This is a genomic window from Sorangium sp. So ce381, assembly GCF_051473845.1.
In the GTDB taxonomy this organism is placed as follows: domain Bacteria; phylum Myxococcota_A; class Polyangia; order Polyangiales; family Polyangiaceae; genus Sorangium; species Sorangium atrum.
Map to the genome: position 1 here is coordinate 1,283,385 of NZ_CP150336.1, position 17,319 is coordinate 1,300,703.

13 protein-coding genes are annotated in these 17,319 nt (G+C 71.6%); 9 read left to right on the top strand and 4 right to left on the bottom strand.

Annotated elements, in window-relative coordinates; genetic code table 11:
* The first annotated feature begins 153 nt into the window (after positions 1 to 153).
* Positions 154 to 1,077, top strand: coding sequence for an N-acetylmuramoyl-L-alanine amidase family protein (locus tag WMF29_RS04735; RefSeq protein ID WP_437327686.1), 924 nt, complete (start codon positions 154 to 156; stop codon positions 1,075 to 1,077).
* 6 nt (positions 1,078 to 1,083) lie between these two features.
* Here the strand turns inward: WMF29_RS04735 and lon are convergent, their stop codons facing one another.
* A complete protein-coding gene (lon, locus tag WMF29_RS04740; protein WP_437327687.1) occupies positions 1,084 to 3,519 on the bottom strand; it encodes an endopeptidase La in 2,436 nt (811 codons plus the stop codon).
* Positions 3,520 to 3,612: 93 nt separating this feature from the next.
* Between lon and WMF29_RS04745 the strand changes: the two genes are divergently transcribed.
* The 7 genes from WMF29_RS04745 (at position 3,613) to WMF29_RS04775 (ending at position 12,943) form a co-directional block, all read left to right on the top strand.
* Positions 3,613 to 4,608, top strand: coding sequence for a lysophospholipase (locus tag WMF29_RS04745; protein ID WP_437327688.1), 996 nt, complete (start codon positions 3,613 to 3,615; stop codon positions 4,606 to 4,608).
* A gap of 14 nt (positions 4,609 to 4,622) precedes the next feature.
* Positions 4,623 to 5,009, top strand: a complete 387-nt coding sequence (locus tag WMF29_RS04750; RefSeq protein WP_272100216.1) for an NFACT RNA binding domain-containing protein — start codon at positions 4,623 to 4,625, stop codon at positions 5,007 to 5,009.
* A 79-nt stretch (positions 5,010 to 5,088) separates the two neighbouring features.
* Positions 5,089 to 5,445, top strand: coding sequence for a hypothetical protein (locus tag WMF29_RS04755; RefSeq protein WP_437327689.1), 357 nt, complete (start codon positions 5,089 to 5,091; stop codon positions 5,443 to 5,445).
* Between the two features lie 220 nt (positions 5,446 to 5,665).
* Positions 5,666 to 6,955, top strand: coding sequence for a glycoside hydrolase family 5 protein (locus tag WMF29_RS04760; RefSeq protein WP_437327690.1), 1,290 nt, complete (start codon positions 5,666 to 5,668; stop codon positions 6,953 to 6,955).
* A gap of 154 nt (positions 6,956 to 7,109) precedes the next feature.
* A complete protein-coding gene (locus WMF29_RS04765; protein WP_437327691.1) occupies positions 7,110 to 8,966 on the top strand; it encodes a hypothetical protein in 1,857 nt (618 codons plus the stop codon).
* A 546-nt stretch (positions 8,967 to 9,512) separates the two neighbouring features.
* The gene (locus WMF29_RS04770) at positions 9,513 to 11,309 is read left to right on the top strand and encodes an AMP-dependent synthetase/ligase (RefSeq protein WP_437327692.1); all 1,797 of its coding nucleotides are present in this window, start codon (positions 9,513 to 9,515) and stop codon (positions 11,307 to 11,309) included.
* A gap of 110 nt (positions 11,310 to 11,419) precedes the next feature.
* Positions 11,420 to 12,943, top strand: coding sequence for a hypothetical protein (locus tag WMF29_RS04775; RefSeq protein ID WP_437327693.1), 1,524 nt, complete (start codon positions 11,420 to 11,422; stop codon positions 12,941 to 12,943).
* Positions 12,944 to 12,985: 42 nt separating this feature from the next.
* Here WMF29_RS04775 and WMF29_RS04780 read toward each other — a convergent pair whose 3' ends face one another.
* From WMF29_RS04780 to WMF29_RS04790, 3 genes are all read right to left on the bottom strand, one after another.
* Positions 12,986 to 13,708, bottom strand: coding sequence for a glutathione peroxidase (locus tag WMF29_RS04780; protein ID WP_437327694.1), 723 nt, complete (start codon positions 13,706 to 13,708; stop codon positions 12,986 to 12,988).
* A 277-nt stretch (positions 13,709 to 13,985) separates the two neighbouring features.
* A complete protein-coding gene (locus tag WMF29_RS04785; protein WP_437327695.1) occupies positions 13,986 to 15,173 on the bottom strand; it encodes a methylated-DNA--[protein]-cysteine S-methyltransferase in 1,188 nt (395 codons plus the stop codon).
* Between the two features lie 45 nt (positions 15,174 to 15,218).
* Entirely contained in the window at positions 15,219 to 16,061 is an 843-nt protein-coding gene (locus WMF29_RS04790) for a helix-turn-helix domain-containing protein (protein WP_437327696.1), read from the bottom strand.
* Positions 16,062 to 16,331: 270 nt separating this feature from the next.
* Here WMF29_RS04790 and WMF29_RS04795 point away from each other — a divergent pair, with 270 nt between their 5' ends.
* Positions 16,332 to 17,198 carry a hypothetical protein gene (locus WMF29_RS04795; protein WP_437327697.1) on the top strand — a complete coding sequence of 289 codons (867 nt, stop codon included), beginning with the start codon at positions 16,332 to 16,334 and terminating at the stop codon, positions 17,196 to 17,198.
* Positions 17,199 to 17,319: the final 121 nt, after the last annotated feature.

The following is a 17,319-nucleotide window of genomic DNA, read 5'->3' on the forward strand; positions in this document are numbered from 1 at the left end:
CGAGGTGCAGAGGGGCACGCCGGGGCACGATCCCTCGGACGTCCCGGGCGATCTCGGGATGTCGCGACGTCGCGCCTCCTTCGTCACCTCGGCCACGCTCGTTTGCCGAGAACCTGACGCCGCGCTCCGCCTTTGATAGCAAGCGGAGCCGCGGTGATCTCGCGCAGGAAGCTCCTCCTCGGTCTCGCCGGCGCCGCCGGCGCAGCCGCCCTCTCACGGGCGCTCGCCCCGGGCTCCCCGCGCGAGATCGCGGCGCGGCGCGCCCTCAAGCTCCCGATCGCGCCGAGCGGGTGGCCCTTGCCAGGGGCCCGCGTCGTCGCCCCCTCCGCCGTCTTTCCGCCGGATTTCGGGGTCCGCCGCGTCTACCTCGACGCCGGACATGGCGCCCCTGGCAACTCCGGCAACCTCTCGTGCTTCTGCGTCGACGAGCAGGACTTCACCCTCGCCGCGGCGCGCGCCCTCGCCGAGCGGCTCGTCGCCACGGGGCGCTTCGAGGCGCGCGTGGGCAGGACCGGCGACCGGCCGTTGCCCTACGCGGAGCGCGTCGAGGACGCCGCCCGGTGGGGCGCCGACGCCTTCGTCAGCCTGCACTCGGACGTGCGCGGCAGGACCGAGACGTGGTCGCCCGGCCAGGGCCGCCAGTGCCCGCTCAGCCTCGCCGCGCCGGGGTTCGCCGTCCTGTGGTCCGACGAAGGCGAGCCCGCCCTCTGCGCCCTCCGGCTCGCGCTCGCGCGCGGCTTCGCGAGGCGCATGGAAGAAGCAGGCCTGTTGCCCTACGACGGCGCCGCGTACAGCGGCCTGTACGAGCCGGACACCGCCCAGCCCGGCGTCTTCCTCGACCGGCGCCCCCCGGGACAGCGCATCTTCGTGCTGCGCCGCCCCTCCATGCCCTCCATCCTCGTCGAGACCCACCACGCGCTCGACGCCCGCGAGGCGACCCGCTGGACCGAGCCCGCCACGCTCGACGCCTTCGCCGCGGCCGCCGCCGCCGCGCTGGCCGATGCGCTCGGCGCTGCGGGTGCGCCGGCCTGCGCGCTCGGCGGCGCCGGCGCGCCGGCCTCCCCGCCGCCTACCTGAAGCGCGTCAGGATGCCCGCGCGTGCGGCATCTCCTCGGGCGCCTCCAGGCGGATCGAGCGGAGCCGCAGGCAGAGCGCGAGCGCCTCGTCGAGCGTGTTCACCAGGTAGAACTCGAGCGAGCTCCTCACCTCGGCCGGCAGATCGTCGAGATCCGCCTCGTTGTCCGCCGGCAGCAGGATCTCGAAGATCCCCGCGCGGTGCGCCCCCAGCACCTTCTCCTTGATCCCCCCGATCGGCAGCACCGTCCCGCGAAGCGTGATCTCCCCCGTCATCGCGATGTCGCTCCTGACCGGCCTGCCCGACAGGGCGCTCACCAGCGCCACCGCCATCGTCACGCCCGCGCTCGGCCCGTCCTTCGGCACCGCCCCCGCCGGAACATGGATGTGAACGTCCCGCCGCTGCAGCCGATCGGACGGCACGCCGAGCTCCGCCGCGTGCGCACGCGCATAGCTCAGCGCCGCGCGGCCGCTCTCCTTCATGACGTCGCCCAGCTGCCCCGTGAGGACGAAATCGCCCTTGCCGGGCATCACGCTCGCCTCGACGTGCATGATGTCGCCACCCATCTGCGTGTAATACATGCCGGTCGCGACCCCCGGCTGATCGTACTGCAGCCTCCGCTCAAGGCGCATCTTCGCTCGGCCGAGCAATTCCTTCACGTCTTCGTCGGCGCCCACCACAGCCCGCTCGATCTCGCCGCCCGCGATCCTGCGCGCGGCCTTCCGCGCCAGCGCGCCGAGCGTCCGTTCCAGCTGGCGTACGCCCGCCTCGCGCGTGTATCCGCTGATGATCCCGCCGAGCGCCGTGCCCGTCACGCGCAGCTGCTCCTCGCGCAGCCCGCACTCCTTCCGTTGCCGGGGGAGCAGGTACTTCCGGGCGATCTCGTGCTTCTCCTGCTCCGTGTATCCGGCGAACAGCGCGGGCTCCATCCGGTCGAACAGGGGAGGGGCGATCGTCTCCCGGAAGTTCGCCGTGCAGATGAACAGCACCTCGGACAGGTCGAACGGCAGGCCGAGGTAGTGGTCGACGAAGCCGTCGTTCTGCGCCGGATCCAGCACCTCGAGCAGCGCCGCGCCGGGATCGCCCTGGTAGGAGGCGCCGAGCTTGTCGACCTCGTCGAGGACGATCACAGGGTTCTTCGAGCCCACCCGCTTGATGCCCTGGAGGATGCGGCCGGGCATCGCGCCCACGTACGTGCGCCGGTGGCCGCGGATGTCCGCCTCGTCGCGCGCCCCGCCCAGCGAGACGCGGACGTACTTGCGCCCGAGCGCCCGCGCGATCGACTCCGCGATGGACGTCTTGCCGGTCCCGGGCGGACCGAGGAAGAGCAGGATCGGCCCGCGGGAGATCGCGCGGCTCCGCTCGCCTTCGCTCCTCGCCTGCTCCAGGCGCAGCTTCCGGACGGCCAGGAACTCGAGCACCCGGTCCTTCACGTCGCCCAGGCCGTAGTGATCCTCGTCGAGGATCGCCCGCGCCCGATCGAGATCGACGTGGTCGTCGGTCCGCTGGTTCCAGGGCAGATCCGCCACCCACTCGAGCCACGTCATGAGGACCTGCGCCTCGGGCGACGTCTCCCGCCCCATGCGCCGCAGCCGCGCGAGATCGCGCCGGGCCTCCTGCAGGATCTCCGGCGGTAGGTTGGCCCGCTGCAGCTTGTGCTCCAGACGTGCCGCTGCGTTCTCGTCCTCTTCTTCGCCGAGCTCCTTCTGGATCGCGCGCAGCTGCTCGCGCAGGTAGATCTCCCGCTGCCGCTCGCCGAGCTCCTCCTCGACGGTCGTCCTGATCTTCTCCTGGGTCTCGACGATGCCGATCTGCCGGTAGAGGTGCAGCGCGAGGCTGCGCATCCGCTCTTCCGTCGAGAGGATCTCGAGCAGCGCCTGCTTCTCGGGGGTCGGGAGGTCCAGGTAGAAGGCGATGTGGTTCACGAGCTCGGCCGGGCCGTACATGCTGCCGACGAACTGCTTGAGCACGTCCTCCGGCGCGCCGCGGTGCCGGCCGTACTCGACGGCGCGCTCGCGCACCTCGCGGGAGAGCGCCTCGAGGGCGCCGTCCTCCTCTGGACGGAGGGGTAGATCGGCGAGCTCGATGACGGGGGCGCGGATCACGCCGTCGACCTCGGTGTAGCGGGGCGCGGCCGCTCGCCGCTCGCAGTAGAGCACGAGCTGAAGGCCCGACCCGAACCGCTGCACCTGGGTGATGCGGGCGATCACGCCGATCGAGAAGAGGCCGCCCGCGGTGGGCTCCTCGGCGGCGTCGCGCTGGGCGACCGCGAAGATGCGCTTGTCTTCTCCCTCGACCCGGAGGGCGGCCTCCACCGCGCGGAGCGTCTTCAACCGTCCGACAGTGATGGGCGTCGCTATCCCAGGGAAGAGGACGGTGTCGCGCAACGAGAGCACGGGCAACGATCGGCGCTCGGGCATGACCGGCCTTTGTGCGAACGTCATGCCATGGAGGACCGTACCGAAAACTCCTTTCGGCGCGGAAGCATCGAGAATCGTGGTCAGCCGAGCGCGGAGCGGTGGTAGGGTCGGCTCGCGATGCCCGCGGACACCTTCACGTTTCAGGCGGACGACGGCCGAGAGCTCTTCGTGTACCGCTGGCTCCCGGACGGCGGGGCGCGCGGCGTCGTCCACGTCGCGCACGGCATGTCGGAGCACGCGGGCCGCTACGCGCGCCTCGCGCAGGCGCTCTGCGCCGCCGGGTGGGCCGTCTACGCGAACGACCACCGCGGCCACGGCGCGACGGCGCGCGGGAGCGACGAGCTCGGCTTCTTCGCGAGCCAGGGCGGCTTCCAGCGGGTCGTCCGCGATCTCGCGCAGCTCCTCGCGCGCGCGCGGGGCGAGCACCCCGGCCTGCCGGTCGTCCTCTTCGGCCACAGCATGGGCGCCGCCCTCGCGCAGGAGATCCTGATCGAGCATGGCGGCTCGATCGACGGCGCGGTGCTCTCCGGCGCCGCGGGCAAGGCGAACGCGCTCGTGGACGCGGGCCGGCTCGTGGCCCGCGCGGAGCGGAGGCGGCTGGGCGAGCGCGGCAAGAGCCAGCTCCTCCAGACGATGAGCTTCGACAGCTTCAACAAGGTGTTCGCGCCGACGCGCACGCCCTTCGACTGGCTCTCTCGCGATCGCGCCGAGGTCGACGTGTACATGGCCGATCCCCGCTGCGGCTTCCCCGCGACGACCTCGCTCTGGGTCGACCTGCTCGACGCGATGGCGGCGCAGGCGCGCCCCGAGCGGCTCTCGCGCATCCCGAAGGACCTGCCCCTCTACGTCTTCTCCGGCTCTCGCGATCCGGTCGGCGGGCTGCTCAAGGGCGTCACCCAGATGATCGAGGCGTACCGCGCCGCCGGCCTCCGCAGGGTGGCGCAGCGGTTCTACCCCGGCGGGCGCCACGAGATGCTGAACGAGATCAACCGCGAGGAGGTCGTGCGGGACCTGCTCGCGTGGCTCGCCGCCGAGGTGGCGGGCGAGGTGAGAGCTCCGGAGAGGCCCGCGCAATCGGGCGCCGGGCCGCGCGCCGGCGCCGCGCCCGGCTGACGGCGGGGGCCGGCATGGGCAGCAAGGGGCGGCCGTACCGCACGCTCACGATCGATGGCTTCGAGGTGCTCGTCGGCCGCGGCGACGACGACAACGACGCGCTGACCTTCGAGATCGCCGAGCCGCACGATCTCTGGCTGCACGTGGCCGGCGGTACGCCGGGCAGCCACGTGATCGTGCGCAACCCCGAGCGCGTGGAGGTCCCGCGCGAGGTGGTCGAGCGCGCCGCGGCGGCGGCGGCGTGGTACTCGAAGGCGAGGAGCGCCGCCAAGGTGGAGGTCCACGTCTGCCGCGCGGCCGACGTGAGCAAGCCGCGGGGCGCGCCCGCGGGGCTCGTTCAGCTCGCGCGGTGGAAGAGCGTGCGCGTGCGGCCGGAGATCCCCGGGCGCGATCCGGGGTAAGCGAGCGTCGACGAGCGCCGGCGCGCGTCGTGCAATGGCCCCTGCTCGCCAGGCGCTCGCGAACGGCTAGACTGTCGCCGTGCAGCTTCGTATCGAAGGGGATCGATTGACGCTCACCCTGGAAGGCGCCGAGCGGCTGTGGGCCGTGAGGCTCCGGCCCATCGTGGTGCCCCGCGAGCACGTGGCGCGGGCGGAGGCGGCGCTGCCGCCCTCCACATGGAAGGAGATCCGCGCGCCCGGGACGGCCCTGCCGGGGGTCATCAAGGCGGGGACGTACTTCACCGCGCACGGCAAGGAGTTCTGGTACTGGGTGCGGAGCCGGAAGGAGCACCCGCTGACCATCGAGCTCGAGGGGGAGTGGTATCGGCGGCTCGTCCTCACCATCGACGATGCTGCCGGCTGGGCAGAGCGGATCAACGCCTGGGCCAGCGGCTGAGTCATCCGAGCCAGAGGGCCGAGGCGGCGCACCGCCCGCGAGCGGCGGCAGGGTGACGGCGAGCCCCGCGGCGCCCCTGTGGCCGCGAAGGTGGAGCTCGGGCTCCCAGGATCCGGCGCGGTTCGCGGTCCGGGAGCGTCCGTGCGATTTGTGACGGCCGGCAGGGGCGCAGCGCAACCTGAGCGGGACGAGCTCCCTTCCCATCACCCGCAGAGGACCCATGACTCACTCGTATCGACTCGCTTCCTTCTCGATTCTCGGCTTGCTGGTCGCTTGCAGCTCGACGGATCCCGATGCCACGTCGGGCGCAGGCGCGGCCTCTGGAGGAGCCACCGGCGGCAGCAGCGGAAGCACGGCCACGGGCGACGCCACGACGAGCGGCGCCGGTACGGGCGACGCCGGCGCGGGCGGCGCCGGTACGGGCGATGCCGGCGCGGGCGGCGCCGGCGCGGCGGGAACCGGCGGCTCCGGCGGGGCCGGCGGAGCGGCGACGCCGGCGGATGCCGCGGCCATGGTCCCCGACATGGGTATCGGGGCCAACATCGGCAACACGCTGGAGAACACCACCGCCTGGGAGACGGGCTGGGGCCAGCCGCTGATCACGAAGACGTTCATCGACGGCATGGCCAGCCACGGCATCAAGACGGTGCGCGTGCCCGTGGCCTGGGACACCTACGCCGCCAACGGCACGATCGACGCCGCCAAGATGGCCCGAGTCAAGGAGGTGGTGGGCTGGATCGAGGCCGCCGGAATGTACTCGATCGTGAATATCCACTGGGACGGGGGCTGGATCTACAACGAGGACAACGCCGATAAGTACAAGCTCACCGACGCCGTCAAGACCAGGTTCGCGTCCTACTGGACGCAGATCGCCACGGCCTTCAGCGACGTCGGTCACAAGCTGATCCTCGAGGGCATGAACGAGGAGGGGAACTACTGGGTCAACGGCGTTCACGACGGCGGGACGCCGGACTACGCCGCCCTGAACGAGATGAACCAGCTCTTCGTCACCACCGTGCGCGAGCAGGGCGGTTACAACGCGAGCCGCGCCCTGCTCATCGCCGGCTTCGTGACGGACATCGACAGGACCTGTGTGAGCGATTTCAAGGTGCCGACCGATCCGGCCGGCACGAAGAGCCTCTTCCTCTCGATCCATTACTATACGCCCTACACCTTCTGCGGCCTCGACACGGTGGAGAGCTGGGGCTCTCCCAAGACGACGTGGGGCTCGGAGCCCGAGAAGGCGGAGCTGAAGAGCAAGTTCGACACGCTCGGCGCGTTCAGCGCGCAGCGGAGCATCCCGATCATCCTCGGCGAGTTCGGCGTCACGCTGGGCACGAACTACCCCCGTGAGCCCGCGTCGCGGACGCTGTGGATGCGGTCGGTGGTGGAGGCGGCGAAGTCGCGCGGCGTCGTCCCCGTGCTGTGGGACACGGGGACGGACATCAAGCGCACGGACGGCTCGTTCTCGACGGAGTGGCAAGCTGTCGTGAGCGCTGTCAACCGGTAGTCGGCGCTCCGGCGGCGCGGAGGGCGCGCCGCCGGTCGTCGCTTGGTTCGGCTACCGCGAAGCCGGACGGTGGCGCGAAACCACCGAGCGTGGCCCGCGTACCTGGGGTGGCTGGACGAGATGGATCGGTCCAGACCACATCAAGGAGAGGGGCATGTCATCGACACGCAACGTCGGGATGGCGAGATTTTCTGCGTCCGCCGTGCTGTTCTTCGCCGCGGGGGCCTTCGCCGCGTGCGCCGTCCCCGAGGGCGCCGAGCCGTCGGGCGATGAGGAGGGCGCAGGGCCCTCCGGCGATCCTGGTGAGCTGCAGGCTGCGGCCGAATCGACGGCCGAGGCCGACAGCGAGCTCAAGGTGAACGACTGCGTGAACCCGCACCCGTTCGCCGGTTGCAACGACGCGGCCGTCCAGAGCTGCGTTTGCGCGGCGGACCCGTTCTGTTGCGACACCCAGTGGGACTCGCTCTGCGCCGGAGAGGTGACGAGCCTCCATTGCGTGCCGCCGTCCGCGGCCGTCATCGGGCGCCTGCAGTGCGCCGCGCCGGACGGCGCGGGGACCGTCACGAGCGCGCTCGCGTTCGCGCCGGTCAGCATTCCCGGCCTCGGGAGCGGCGTGACGGACGCGAACGGCGATTTCAGGATCCCCATCTCGTCGACCGCGAGCGCGAGCGTGCACCTCGACGTCACGTACGACGGCGTCGTGAGCTCGAGCGGCGTGACGACGCCGCTCACCATCATGGACGACCTGCACGCCCCGCGCGGCCAGGGGGTCGACGTCGCCGGCAGCCCGCGCTCGAGCGGCGATCTCGACGTGGACGTGGTCACGCTGAGCGGCGTCGATTGCGAGCTCTGGCGGCTCGGCGTCGATACCCTGCGCGACTTCCACGCTGCCCGCGGGGCCCAGCCGCCCGCGCACGCGCTGCGCATGCTGCGCTGGAGCGGGGTCTACGTGGGCACGCCCTTCACGTTCTACGATTACATCAACATTCGCACGGACTTCCTCACGAGCACCTGGGGGAGCACGGCCGCGGAGCGCCGGAGGGTCATCACCCACGAGTTCGGGCACAGCGTGCGGCACGTCGCCGACGGCGATCTGAACCACTGGAATGGTGACGACGTGGCCTATGTCTATGGACGATCTCACGACGGCTCCGAGATCGCCAACCCGGGGTACGCCTTCAACGAGGGCTTCGCGAACTACTGGGAGCAAGCCCGGGTCGGCGCGCGCGGCCGCCTCTGCGGCGTCGGGTCCGCGTGCCCGTCGATCCAGTACCGGGACTGGAACGAGAAGCGCATCGCCAACGCGCTGCTCGATCTCTCCGACGTCGTGGGCGACGGCGCGATGATCCAGGTGCTGGAGGCGAACCCGGGTGCGATCCACAGCCTTTACGAGTTCCAGGCGCGCCTCCACGTGCAGAACCCCGCCGTCCCGGCCCCCGCCGCGGTGCCGGCCTGCCCGCCCGGCTTCAGCGATGACGGCGCGACGTGCTCCTCCACGGTGGCAAAACCGAGCTACGGGCGCGGCGTCGGCACGGCGCCGACGCTCTGCGGCGCGGGCCAGCAATACGACGCGGGTCTCTGCTATCCGGCCTGCGCGTCGGGCTACTACGGGGTCGGCCCGGTGTGCTGGCAGAGCTGCCCGTCCGGGTACTCGGACGACGGCCTCACGTGCCGGCGCGACGCGCAGATCATCAACGCCAACAACTCCGCGTGCCCCTGGTATGACGCCTGCGGCCTGACCTTCGCCAAGGGCTGCTCCACGTGCCCGACGGGGTATACCAACGACGGCTGCACGTGCCGGCGCGACGCGCACATCTTCGCCAAGAGCTCTTACGGGCGCGGCGCCGGCTCCGTGCCGACGAGCTGCGGCGCGGGCCAGCAGCTCGACGCGGGTCTTTGCTATCCCGCCTGCGCCTCCGGCTACAGCGGCGCGGGCCCCGTGTGCTGGGGGAGCTGCCCGGTCGGCTACGTCGACTTCGGCGCGACGTGCACGAAGGTCATTTCGAAGTGATCGGCGGGCCGTTTGCCTCCTCGAGGAGGGCGGGCCTCGTTGCACCCCGCCCACCCGCGCGGTAGGCCGAGGAGCACCCCGCCGCTCCGCGGCAGGCGCAGCACCGGAGAGGCGCTCTCCTGCACCACGAGCAGGGTACGAGCCGCCCTCGTCGGCCCCGCGCGGCGCCTCGTCTGTTCGGGTCGGGCGCCGGACACACGCCGACCGGAGCGAGCTCGTCACGCGGCTGCTCCCGGCAGCCCCGAGCGACGCGGACGCGGGCGACGTGCGCCCCCTCGCCGTCGGCTCCCTCATCCCCGAGGAGGGACGCGCCTCGCGCTGGCCTTCCTCGGCGCGAGGCCCTCGCCTTCGATCGTGCCGCGGAGCACTTCGCCGCCGCGCTCGAGGCGGCGCCGGCAGGCGAGGGCGAGGCGCACGGAACAGGACGACCGGCGGCTCGTCGCCGGCGCTCCGAGGGGCTCCTCGACGCTGATTGACAATGCCCCGGCGGCTCCCGCATCCTGGCCATCCCGCGACCCCCCGAGGCTTTGAGCCGCAGGAGATGCCATGAGCACCGTCCTCCACCGTCTGGAACAGTGGGCTAACGAATCTCCTGACGCGCCGGCCCAGCGCTTCAAATCTCAAGGCGAGTGGAAGACGCTGACCGCGCGCGAGTACCGTGACCGGGTCCACCACATCGCGCTGTTCCTCGAGTCCAAGGGCTTCGACGCGAGCCAGGTCGGCGCGATCCTCTCGTACAACTGCCCGCAGTGGGTCCACGTCGACCTGGCGGCGTTGCTCGTCGGGGGCAAGTCGGCGGGCCTCTACCCGAACTCCACCGCGAAAGACATCCAGTACATCCTGAACCACACCGAGGCGACGCTGCTCTCGGTGCAAAACAAGGAGTACTTTCAGAAGATCTCCGGAGAGAAGGGCGAGTATTCCGCCCCTGACAGCGTGAAGTGGATCCTCGTCTTCGATGGCGACACATCGATCTCTCCCAAGGCGATCTCGTACGAACAGGCCCTGGCCGAGGGCCGCGCGCTCGCGGGGCAGCCGGGCGCGAAGACGTTCGCCGACTACCTCGCCAAGATCGACCCCAGGGCCGGCGCGTTCCTTATCTACACCTCGGGTACGACGGGCAACCCCAAGGGGGCCATGCTGTCGCACGACAACCTGGCTTACACGGCCGACATGGCCGTGAAGTACTGGAACCTGCCGTTCGCGCGGGGCACGATGTTCTCGTTCCTCCCGCTCTGTCACATCGCCGAGAAGCTGCAGTGCGTCGGGGCCGGCCTTACCCAGCGCTACACAGTCAGCTTCTGCTCGAAGTTCGAGAACGTCTCGAGCGAGCTCCCCGAGGTGCAGCCCACGCTGCTGCTCTGCGTGCCGCGGCTCTGGGAGAAGATGATGGAAGGCGTGATGGCGAAGGTGCGCGGCGGCAAGGGCGCCAAGAAGAAGCTGGCCGAGTGGGCGCTCGCCGTGGGCGCCCGCGTGGCCCAGGCGAAGTACGCGCAGCGCGCGCCGAGCGCGCTCGACGCCTTGCAGCTCGCGCTCGCCGACAAGCTCGTGCTGGGCAAGGTGCGCGCGGCGCTCGGCCTTGGCAAGGCCGAGGTGCTCGCCTCGGGCGCGGCGGCGCTCGCGCCGCACATCTCGACGTGGTTCCGGGCGCTGGGCCTCGAGATCCTCGAGGATTTCGGCCAGACCGAGTCGACCGGCGTCATCTGCATGACCGAGCCGGGCATCGAGAGCGCGGGCACCGTGGGCAAGCCCGTGCCGGGCGTCGAGTTCAAGCTGGCCGAGGACGGCGAGATCCTGACGCGCGGCCGGCACGTGTTCGTCGGCTATTACAAGGACAAGGCGGCGACGGAGGCCACGCTCGAGGACGGCTGGCTGCACACCGGCGATCTCGGCGAGTGGAACGAGCGCGGGCAGCTCAAGATCCGGGGCCGCAAGAAGGAGATCCTCAAGACCTCGGGCGGCAAGATGATCGCGCCGCTCCCGATCGAGGAGAGGCTCAAGGCGGCGGAGATCATCAGCCAGGTGTGCATGGTGGGCGACGGCCGCAAGTACCTCTCGGCGCTGATCACGCTGACCGAGGGCAAGCTCGCCGAGCTGAAGGAGCGAGGCGCCCTGGGCGGCGACGCCGCGATCACGAGCCCCGAGGTGGTCGGCCAGGTGAAGGCGCACGTCGACGCCCTGAACGCGGAGCTCGCCAGCTTCGAGCAGATCAAGCGGTTCACGGTCCTCGGCCGCGAGTTCTCGGTGCAGGACGGCGAGATGACGCCGACGCTCAAGATGAAGCGCAACGTGATCGAGCAGCGCTTCCGCGGGACCATCGACGAGATGTATCCCGCCGAGTGAGCGGGGGCCGCGGAGCCCGGAGCGGGGGGCGCCTGCTCGACACGAGATCGTCTGGCTGTGCTCGTATCCGGAGCGGGTGAGCGCAGCTCGTCAAGTGGGAGGGAAAAGGCATGAGTCAATCAAGAAGCCACCTCGTCCTCGTGCCCGGCTTTGCGGGCTTCGATATCCTGGGCTCGGTCTCCTATTACTACGGCGTCACGGAGGTCCTCCGGAAGGCGGCCGCCGGGGCGTATCGGGCCCCGCTCTCGGTGCATTGCTTTGCGAACCTGCCCACGGCGAGCGTGGACACGCGCGCGCATGGGCTCCTTCACTGGCTGGCGGATCGCTTCAGGAAGGGGGTGTTCTACGGGGGCGTGGGCACTGACCAGCGGGACTGCCTGCATCTCGTCGGCCACTCCACGGGCGGCAGGGATATCAAGACGCTCATGCTCTTGCTCCTGGCCGCGACCGAGCAGGACCGGTCGGTCTACGGCGTCCCGGCGCAGACCCTCCTCGAGAGCATCTGCTCGATCCAGTTCCTCTCGACGCCGCACCGCGGGACGAACCTCGCCCACGTCTTCCGCCGGTGGAGGCCTGGCGTCATGTCCACGGCCGGCGTCGCCCACGGCCTGCTCAGCCTGGCTGGCCAAAGGTACTCGAGCGTCACGGCCCGCCTCGCAAGGAGCGCCCTGCGGACGCTCGGCCAGTCGGATGGCATCGCCCGCGCCGCGCTCGACACGATCGATCGCTTCCACGCCGCCAAGCGCGACGGCCTCTCCATGGCCGAGGCGCGCAGCGAGTACTTCAACGTGCTCTGCTGGTTGATGAACGTCGCGGAGGACACCGATGCCTTCGACGATCTCGATCCGCTGTCGTCCTCAGGCACGCCGCGGCGCGCCGGGGGCCACTCCCGACGTCGTCTGGCCGTGAGCAGCGTCGCCGCCTGGCGGCGCGAGCTCGCCGTCTGCGCCGAGAGCGCGAAGAAGACAGGGAAAGCCGGGCTGCTCGGGGCCGAGGTCGAGGAGGACCTGAGCGACTACTACAGGCAGAAGGGCATCGCGCTCCGGTCGATCGTCACCAGGGCGAAGCGCGATCCCGGCGGGTCGTTCCTGGGCGTCTTCAGCCTCCTTTATGGCATCACGGCCGACGTGATGGGTCGTCCGAAGGTGGTCGAGGCCCTCGGGCCCTCCTGCGCCGTCCCCTGGCTCGATGATCCGAGCCGGAGCGAGCAGCTCACGCCCGAGATGAACGACGGGATCGTCAACTCCGTATCGATGGTCTACCCGGACGCGGCGCATAGCATCCTTGTCGACGCCGACCACGCGGACGTCATGGGCCATTATCGGTTCATCGATCCGGAGGACGGCGACGGGGCCGATCCGACCTACGGCGGCTACGACCTGCTCCAGTCCCGCTCCGGCTTCGATCAGAGCCAGTTCGAGAAGCTCTGGAACAGCATCGGGGAGTTCGCGATGGCGAGCGACAGGTGCACGACCGCTTCGCGCCGCAGGCCGGCCGTCGTCCCTGCGGAGGCGCCGGCGGCGTCCCCGGCCTCGGCGGCGGCGGCGTCCCCGGCCTCGGCGGTGGCGCCGGCCTCGGCGCCGGCGGTGACCCACTTCCGCGCCGAGCCGTCGGACCCGGAGGGCGGCGCGTAGGCGCCCCCCGGCGACGGGGGACGCCCAGGCCGCCTTCGTGAATCAGGCGTTCGCGAGGTAGGCTTCGAGCTCGTCGGCGCCGCCGATGTACTTGCCGTCGACGAAGACCTGCGGGGTCGTGCCCTTGCCGCTCACCGCGCGGAGGCGGCGCGGCGAGGCCGCCACCTCCTCGTAAGGGATCTTCCGCGCGTCGAGGAGCTGCTTCGCCTTGGTACAGTAGCCACACCCCGGCTTCGTGAACAGCAGCACGTCGTGCGGCGCCTTCGACGACGGATCCAGGTACTTCAGCATCGTGTCGGCGTCCGACACATCGAAGGGATCGCCCGCGACCTCGGGCTCGATGAACATCTTCTTGATCACGCCGTCGTCGACCAGCATCGAGTAGCGCCACGAGCGCTTGCCGAAGCCGAGGTTCGCCTTGTCGACGAGCATGCCCATCTTCTCGGAGAACTCCCCGTTCCCGTCGGGCAGGAACAGGACCTTGTCGGCCTCCTGCGCCTTGCACCACTCATCCATCACGAACGCGTCGTTCACGGACACGCACGCGATCGTGTCCACACCGCGCCGCTTGAACTCGTCCGCGAGCTCGTTGTAGCGCGGCACATGGCTGCTCGAGCAGGTCGGCGTGAAGGCGCCCGGCAGCGCGAACACCACCACCTTCTTGCCAGCGAACACGTCCTTGGTGGTCACGTCCTTCCATTGACCGTCGACACGGGTGCGAAACGTGACATCCGGAACGCGCTGCCCTTCGAGGTTCTTCAGCATGACTGTCGTGCTCCTTGCGTGCTCTTCTCGTCGCCATCGGCGACGGCAACCTTGTCCAGCGTCGTGCGGCGCTCCACGCGGCGCTCTCGGGCCGGCGAGAACTTAGCCCCGAGCCTCGACGCCGGCCAGCGTGATGGCGAGCCCGACCGAGGGCCGCGCCGCAATGGCGAGCTCGACCGAGGGCCGCGCTGCGAAGGCAGCCCGCCTGGGCGGCGGCGGCCGCGCCGGAGGAGGCGCCCCGCTGGGCAGCCCGAGCGCCGCCGCGGGGGGCGGAGCCTCAGCCGCCCCGCGCCAGATCCACCGCGCGCCAGAGGTACCAGCTCGCCACCGTGCGGTACGGCTTCCACCGCGCGCCGCGCTTCTCGAGGTCCGCGCGCGCCGGCGGCTCGGGTCGCTTGAACGCGATCCCGAAACCCTTGCGGATGCCGTAGTCGTCCACGGGCAGCACGTCCGGGCGGCCGAGGCGGAACATGAGGAGCATCTCCACCGTCCACCGGCCGATGCCGCGCACCCGCGTGAGGCGCTCGATGATCGCCTCGTCCTCCATGCCGTGGACCTCCGCGAGCGTGGGGAGCTCGCCGTCCTCCGTCTTCCGCGCGAGATCGCGGAGCGCGAGGAGCTTCGCCTGCGAGAGGCCGGCGCCGCGGAGCTCCTCGTCGGAGGCGCGCAGGAGCTGCGCCGGCGTGGGGCCCTCGTGCGCTCGCGGGAAGAGCGCGCGCACGCGCGCGAAGATGGTCGCGGCGGCCTTCCCGGTGAGCTGCTGGTAGACGATCGACTCCGCGAGCGCGAGGAAGAGGCTCGACGTCCTGTCGATCCGCATGGCGAACGGCCCGACCGCGTCGATGACGCGCGCGAGCGCCGCGTCGGACGCGCGCAGGTGATCGACGGCGGCGCCCGGATCGAAGCCGAAGTCGCCGCCCGGCGCGGCCTCCGGAGCGCCGCGCGCCTGGCCGCTCTCGATCGCGAGGAGGCGGAGCTTCGTCGTGACGCCGCCGTTCGCGGAGAAGCCGCCTGCCTTGCCGCCGGCGGCGAGCACGCGGTGGCACGGCACGATGATGGCGAACGGGTTCCGCCCGAGCGCCTGCCCCACGGCGCGCGCCGAGCCGCTCGCCCCGAGGCGCGCCGCGACCTCGCCGTAGGTCAGCGTCGCGCCCGGCGGGATGGTGCGCGCGACCTCGTAGACGCGGCGGTGGAACGGCGGCACCCGATCCATGTCGAGCGCGACGGCGGACAGGTCGCTCGCCTCGCCGCGCAGGAGCGCGACGATCGCGTCGACCGCGCGCTGCACCTCGGGCGGCGGCGCCGCCGCCCGGGCGCCCGGGAGGCGCTGGAGCAGGCGCGAGCGCGTCTCGGGCTCGCGCGCCTCGGGCAGCTGCAAGGCGGCGACGCCGCGCTCGCCCCACGCGATGCCGCAGCGGCCGATCGCCGTGTCGAACAGGAGGAATCCGTGTGCAGTTGCTGTCATGGGGATGCTCGCGGGCAGGCAGGGCGCCCGCGTCCGGCGGCCATCCTAGGAGCGCGCGGCGAGGCGATCTTGGAAGATCTTGCGATCCCCCCTCGCCGCCTTCCGGAAGCCGCGGGGCGAGACGCCGGCCGCGCGGTGGAAGGTGCGGACGAAGTTGGAGAGGTCGCCGAACCCGACGTCGAGCGCGATGTCGGTGATCGACCGGGCCTCGTCGGCGAGGAGGCGCGCAGCGCGGCGCAGGCGGGCGCGGACCAGGTACTGGTGCGGGGTCACGCCAAGGACCTTCCCGAAGACCCGCAGGAAGTGGAACGGGCTGAGCCCCACCTCCCGCGCCGCGCCCTCGAGGTCGATCGGCTCGTGCGCGTGCTCGTCCAGCCAGAGCGCCGCCTCGACGGCGCGGCGGCGGTCGCGCGCCCCGATGTCCCGCGGCCTTCGCTCCCGGCCGGAGGCGACCTCGACGAAGCGGGCGGCGAGGAGCACCCCCACCTCGTCGACGCCGATGTCGCTCCTGCCCTCGGCGGCCGCCTGCGCGAGCTCGCCGAGCACCATCAGCTCGGGCAGCGGCGGCAGGCCGCCGGCCCGGAACGCGCCGCCGCCGTCGCCGAGCGCCTCGACCAGCGCCGGCGCGAGCTGGAGCGACAGGCACTCGTCGCCGACGACGTGCTCGTGCGAGCACGTGTACTCGTCGCCGGGGTGGCCGACCAGGAGCGACCCGGCCACGAGCTCGAACGCCTCCCCCCGGACGCGGTAGCTGAAGCTGCCCTTGCGCACGTAGGAGACGGAGAAGCCCCGGTGGAGCTCGGCGAACGGCGCGTCCCCAGGTCCAGAGCTGCACCGGTAGTCGACCACCGAGATGGCCTCGCCCCGCACCAGCGTCGTGACCTCCATGGGTCACCGAATGTATCTGCGGCGGCGAGGCCGAGCAACGCGCCCAGCGCTCGCCCTACGCCGCCGCCGCCGCGCGGCGGCCGTGCCGGGTGTGCGTTCATGGCGTTGGCTCCTTGGGCGTCTTGCCTGCGAGACGCAGCCGCCGTGAGCCGATTGCACCTGCATCGTCCGGTTCGGCCCGCCGCTCCGGGCCGGCGCGCTCCGCCGACCTCGACAGTCCCGTGGCGTTCCGGCGACGCCCTACCAGGCCGGTTACGGATAAGGTACCGCTTGCGCATCTCCGTGACGCTCCACGACCTCGGCCTGTGTGCGCTGATCGCCTCGCTCGTGCTCTCCGGGTGCAATGCGATCTCGGGTATCGACGATCTGACCTTCCAGGGCGTGGGCGGGAGCGGAGGTGGTGGTGCCGCGCCTGGCGCCGGCGGCGATGCGTCGGGCGGCGGCGATGCCTCCGGTGGAGGCGATGAATCGGGGGGCGGCGATGCATCGGGCGGAGGCGGCGATGCGTCGGGCGGCGGCGATGCGTCGGGCGGCGGAGGCGGCGGTGGCGAGTGCGACGGGAGTCCGTGCCCGGTGCCGCGAGGCGTCGAGCTCGTGGATCAGACGTTCACCGTGCTGCGCGGCAGTCCCGGCGCGGGTACCGCGGTCATGGACGTGTGCCCGGATGGACAGGTCACCCTCGGCTATCGAGGGGCCGTGGCGCCGCTGGCGGAGTCGTTCGTCCTCGGCAGGATCCAGGCGCAGTGTGGCCACCTGGAGCTCACCGGAGCCGGTCCGTATGCGATCACCACGACGCCCGGCGACGCGACGCCGATCCGGGGCGACTACGGCGACGAGCCGTGGGAGATCATGTGCCCTGAGAACGAGGTGGTCGTGGGCTTCGGCGGCCGGGCTGGCAGCTTCGTGGACTTCCTCTCCATCGGTTGTGCGCCGCTCCTCGTGAAGGGGGAGCCCGGCGATCTCCGCGTCGAGTTCGGGCCCCTCTCGTTTCCGGGCGGCGCGGGCGGCGAAGGCGGCGAGCCGTTCCCGGACACCCTCTGCGACGGCGCCCAGGTCCCGAACGCCGTTCAGACCGTGATCGCGACCGTCGTCAGCGCCTTCGGCATGGGTTGCGCGACGGCCTCGCTCACGTACTGACCCGCTCCATCTCGCCCCCGGGGAGCGCTCGTCCCTGGGGCGGCTTCGGGCCGTCGAGGGGGCCGCCTTCACTCCAAGGCCTGGCCTCCGGGGGGGCGTTCGGCGATGCCTCACGCGCAAC

What these genes read in the sequence shown, in the direction of transcription:
- lon (WP_437327687.1), bottom strand. Translation starts at nt 3,519, where the DNA reads ATGACGTTCGCACAAAGGCCGGTCATGCCCGAGCGCCGATCGTTGCCC.
- WMF29_RS04745 (WP_437327688.1), top strand. Translation starts at nt 3,613, where the DNA reads ATGCCCGCGGACACCTTCACGTTTCAGGCGGACGACGGCCGAGAGCTC.
- WMF29_RS04750 (WP_272100216.1), top strand. Translation starts at nt 4,623, where the DNA reads ATGGGCAGCAAGGGGCGGCCGTACCGCACGCTCACGATCGATGGCTTC.
- WMF29_RS04760 (WP_437327690.1), top strand. Translation starts at nt 5,666, where the DNA reads ATGACTCACTCGTATCGACTCGCTTCCTTCTCGATTCTCGGCTTGCTG.
- WMF29_RS04765 (WP_437327691.1), top strand. Translation starts at nt 7,110, where the DNA reads ATGTCATCGACACGCAACGTCGGGATGGCGAGATTTTCTGCGTCCGCC.
- WMF29_RS04770 (WP_437327692.1), top strand. Translation starts at nt 9,513, where the DNA reads ATGAGCACCGTCCTCCACCGTCTGGAACAGTGGGCTAACGAATCTCCT.
- WMF29_RS04775 (WP_437327693.1), top strand. Translation starts at nt 11,420, where the DNA reads ATGAGTCAATCAAGAAGCCACCTCGTCCTCGTGCCCGGCTTTGCGGGC.
- WMF29_RS04780 (WP_437327694.1), bottom strand. Translation starts at nt 13,708, where the DNA reads ATGCTGAAGAACCTCGAAGGGCAGCGCGTTCCGGATGTCACGTTTCGC.
- WMF29_RS04785 (WP_437327695.1), bottom strand. Translation starts at nt 15,173, where the DNA reads ATGACAGCAACTGCACACGGATTCCTCCTGTTCGACACGGCGATCGGC.
- WMF29_RS04790 (WP_437327696.1), bottom strand. Translation starts at nt 16,061, where the DNA reads ATGGAGGTCACGACGCTGGTGCGGGGCGAGGCCATCTCGGTGGTCGAC.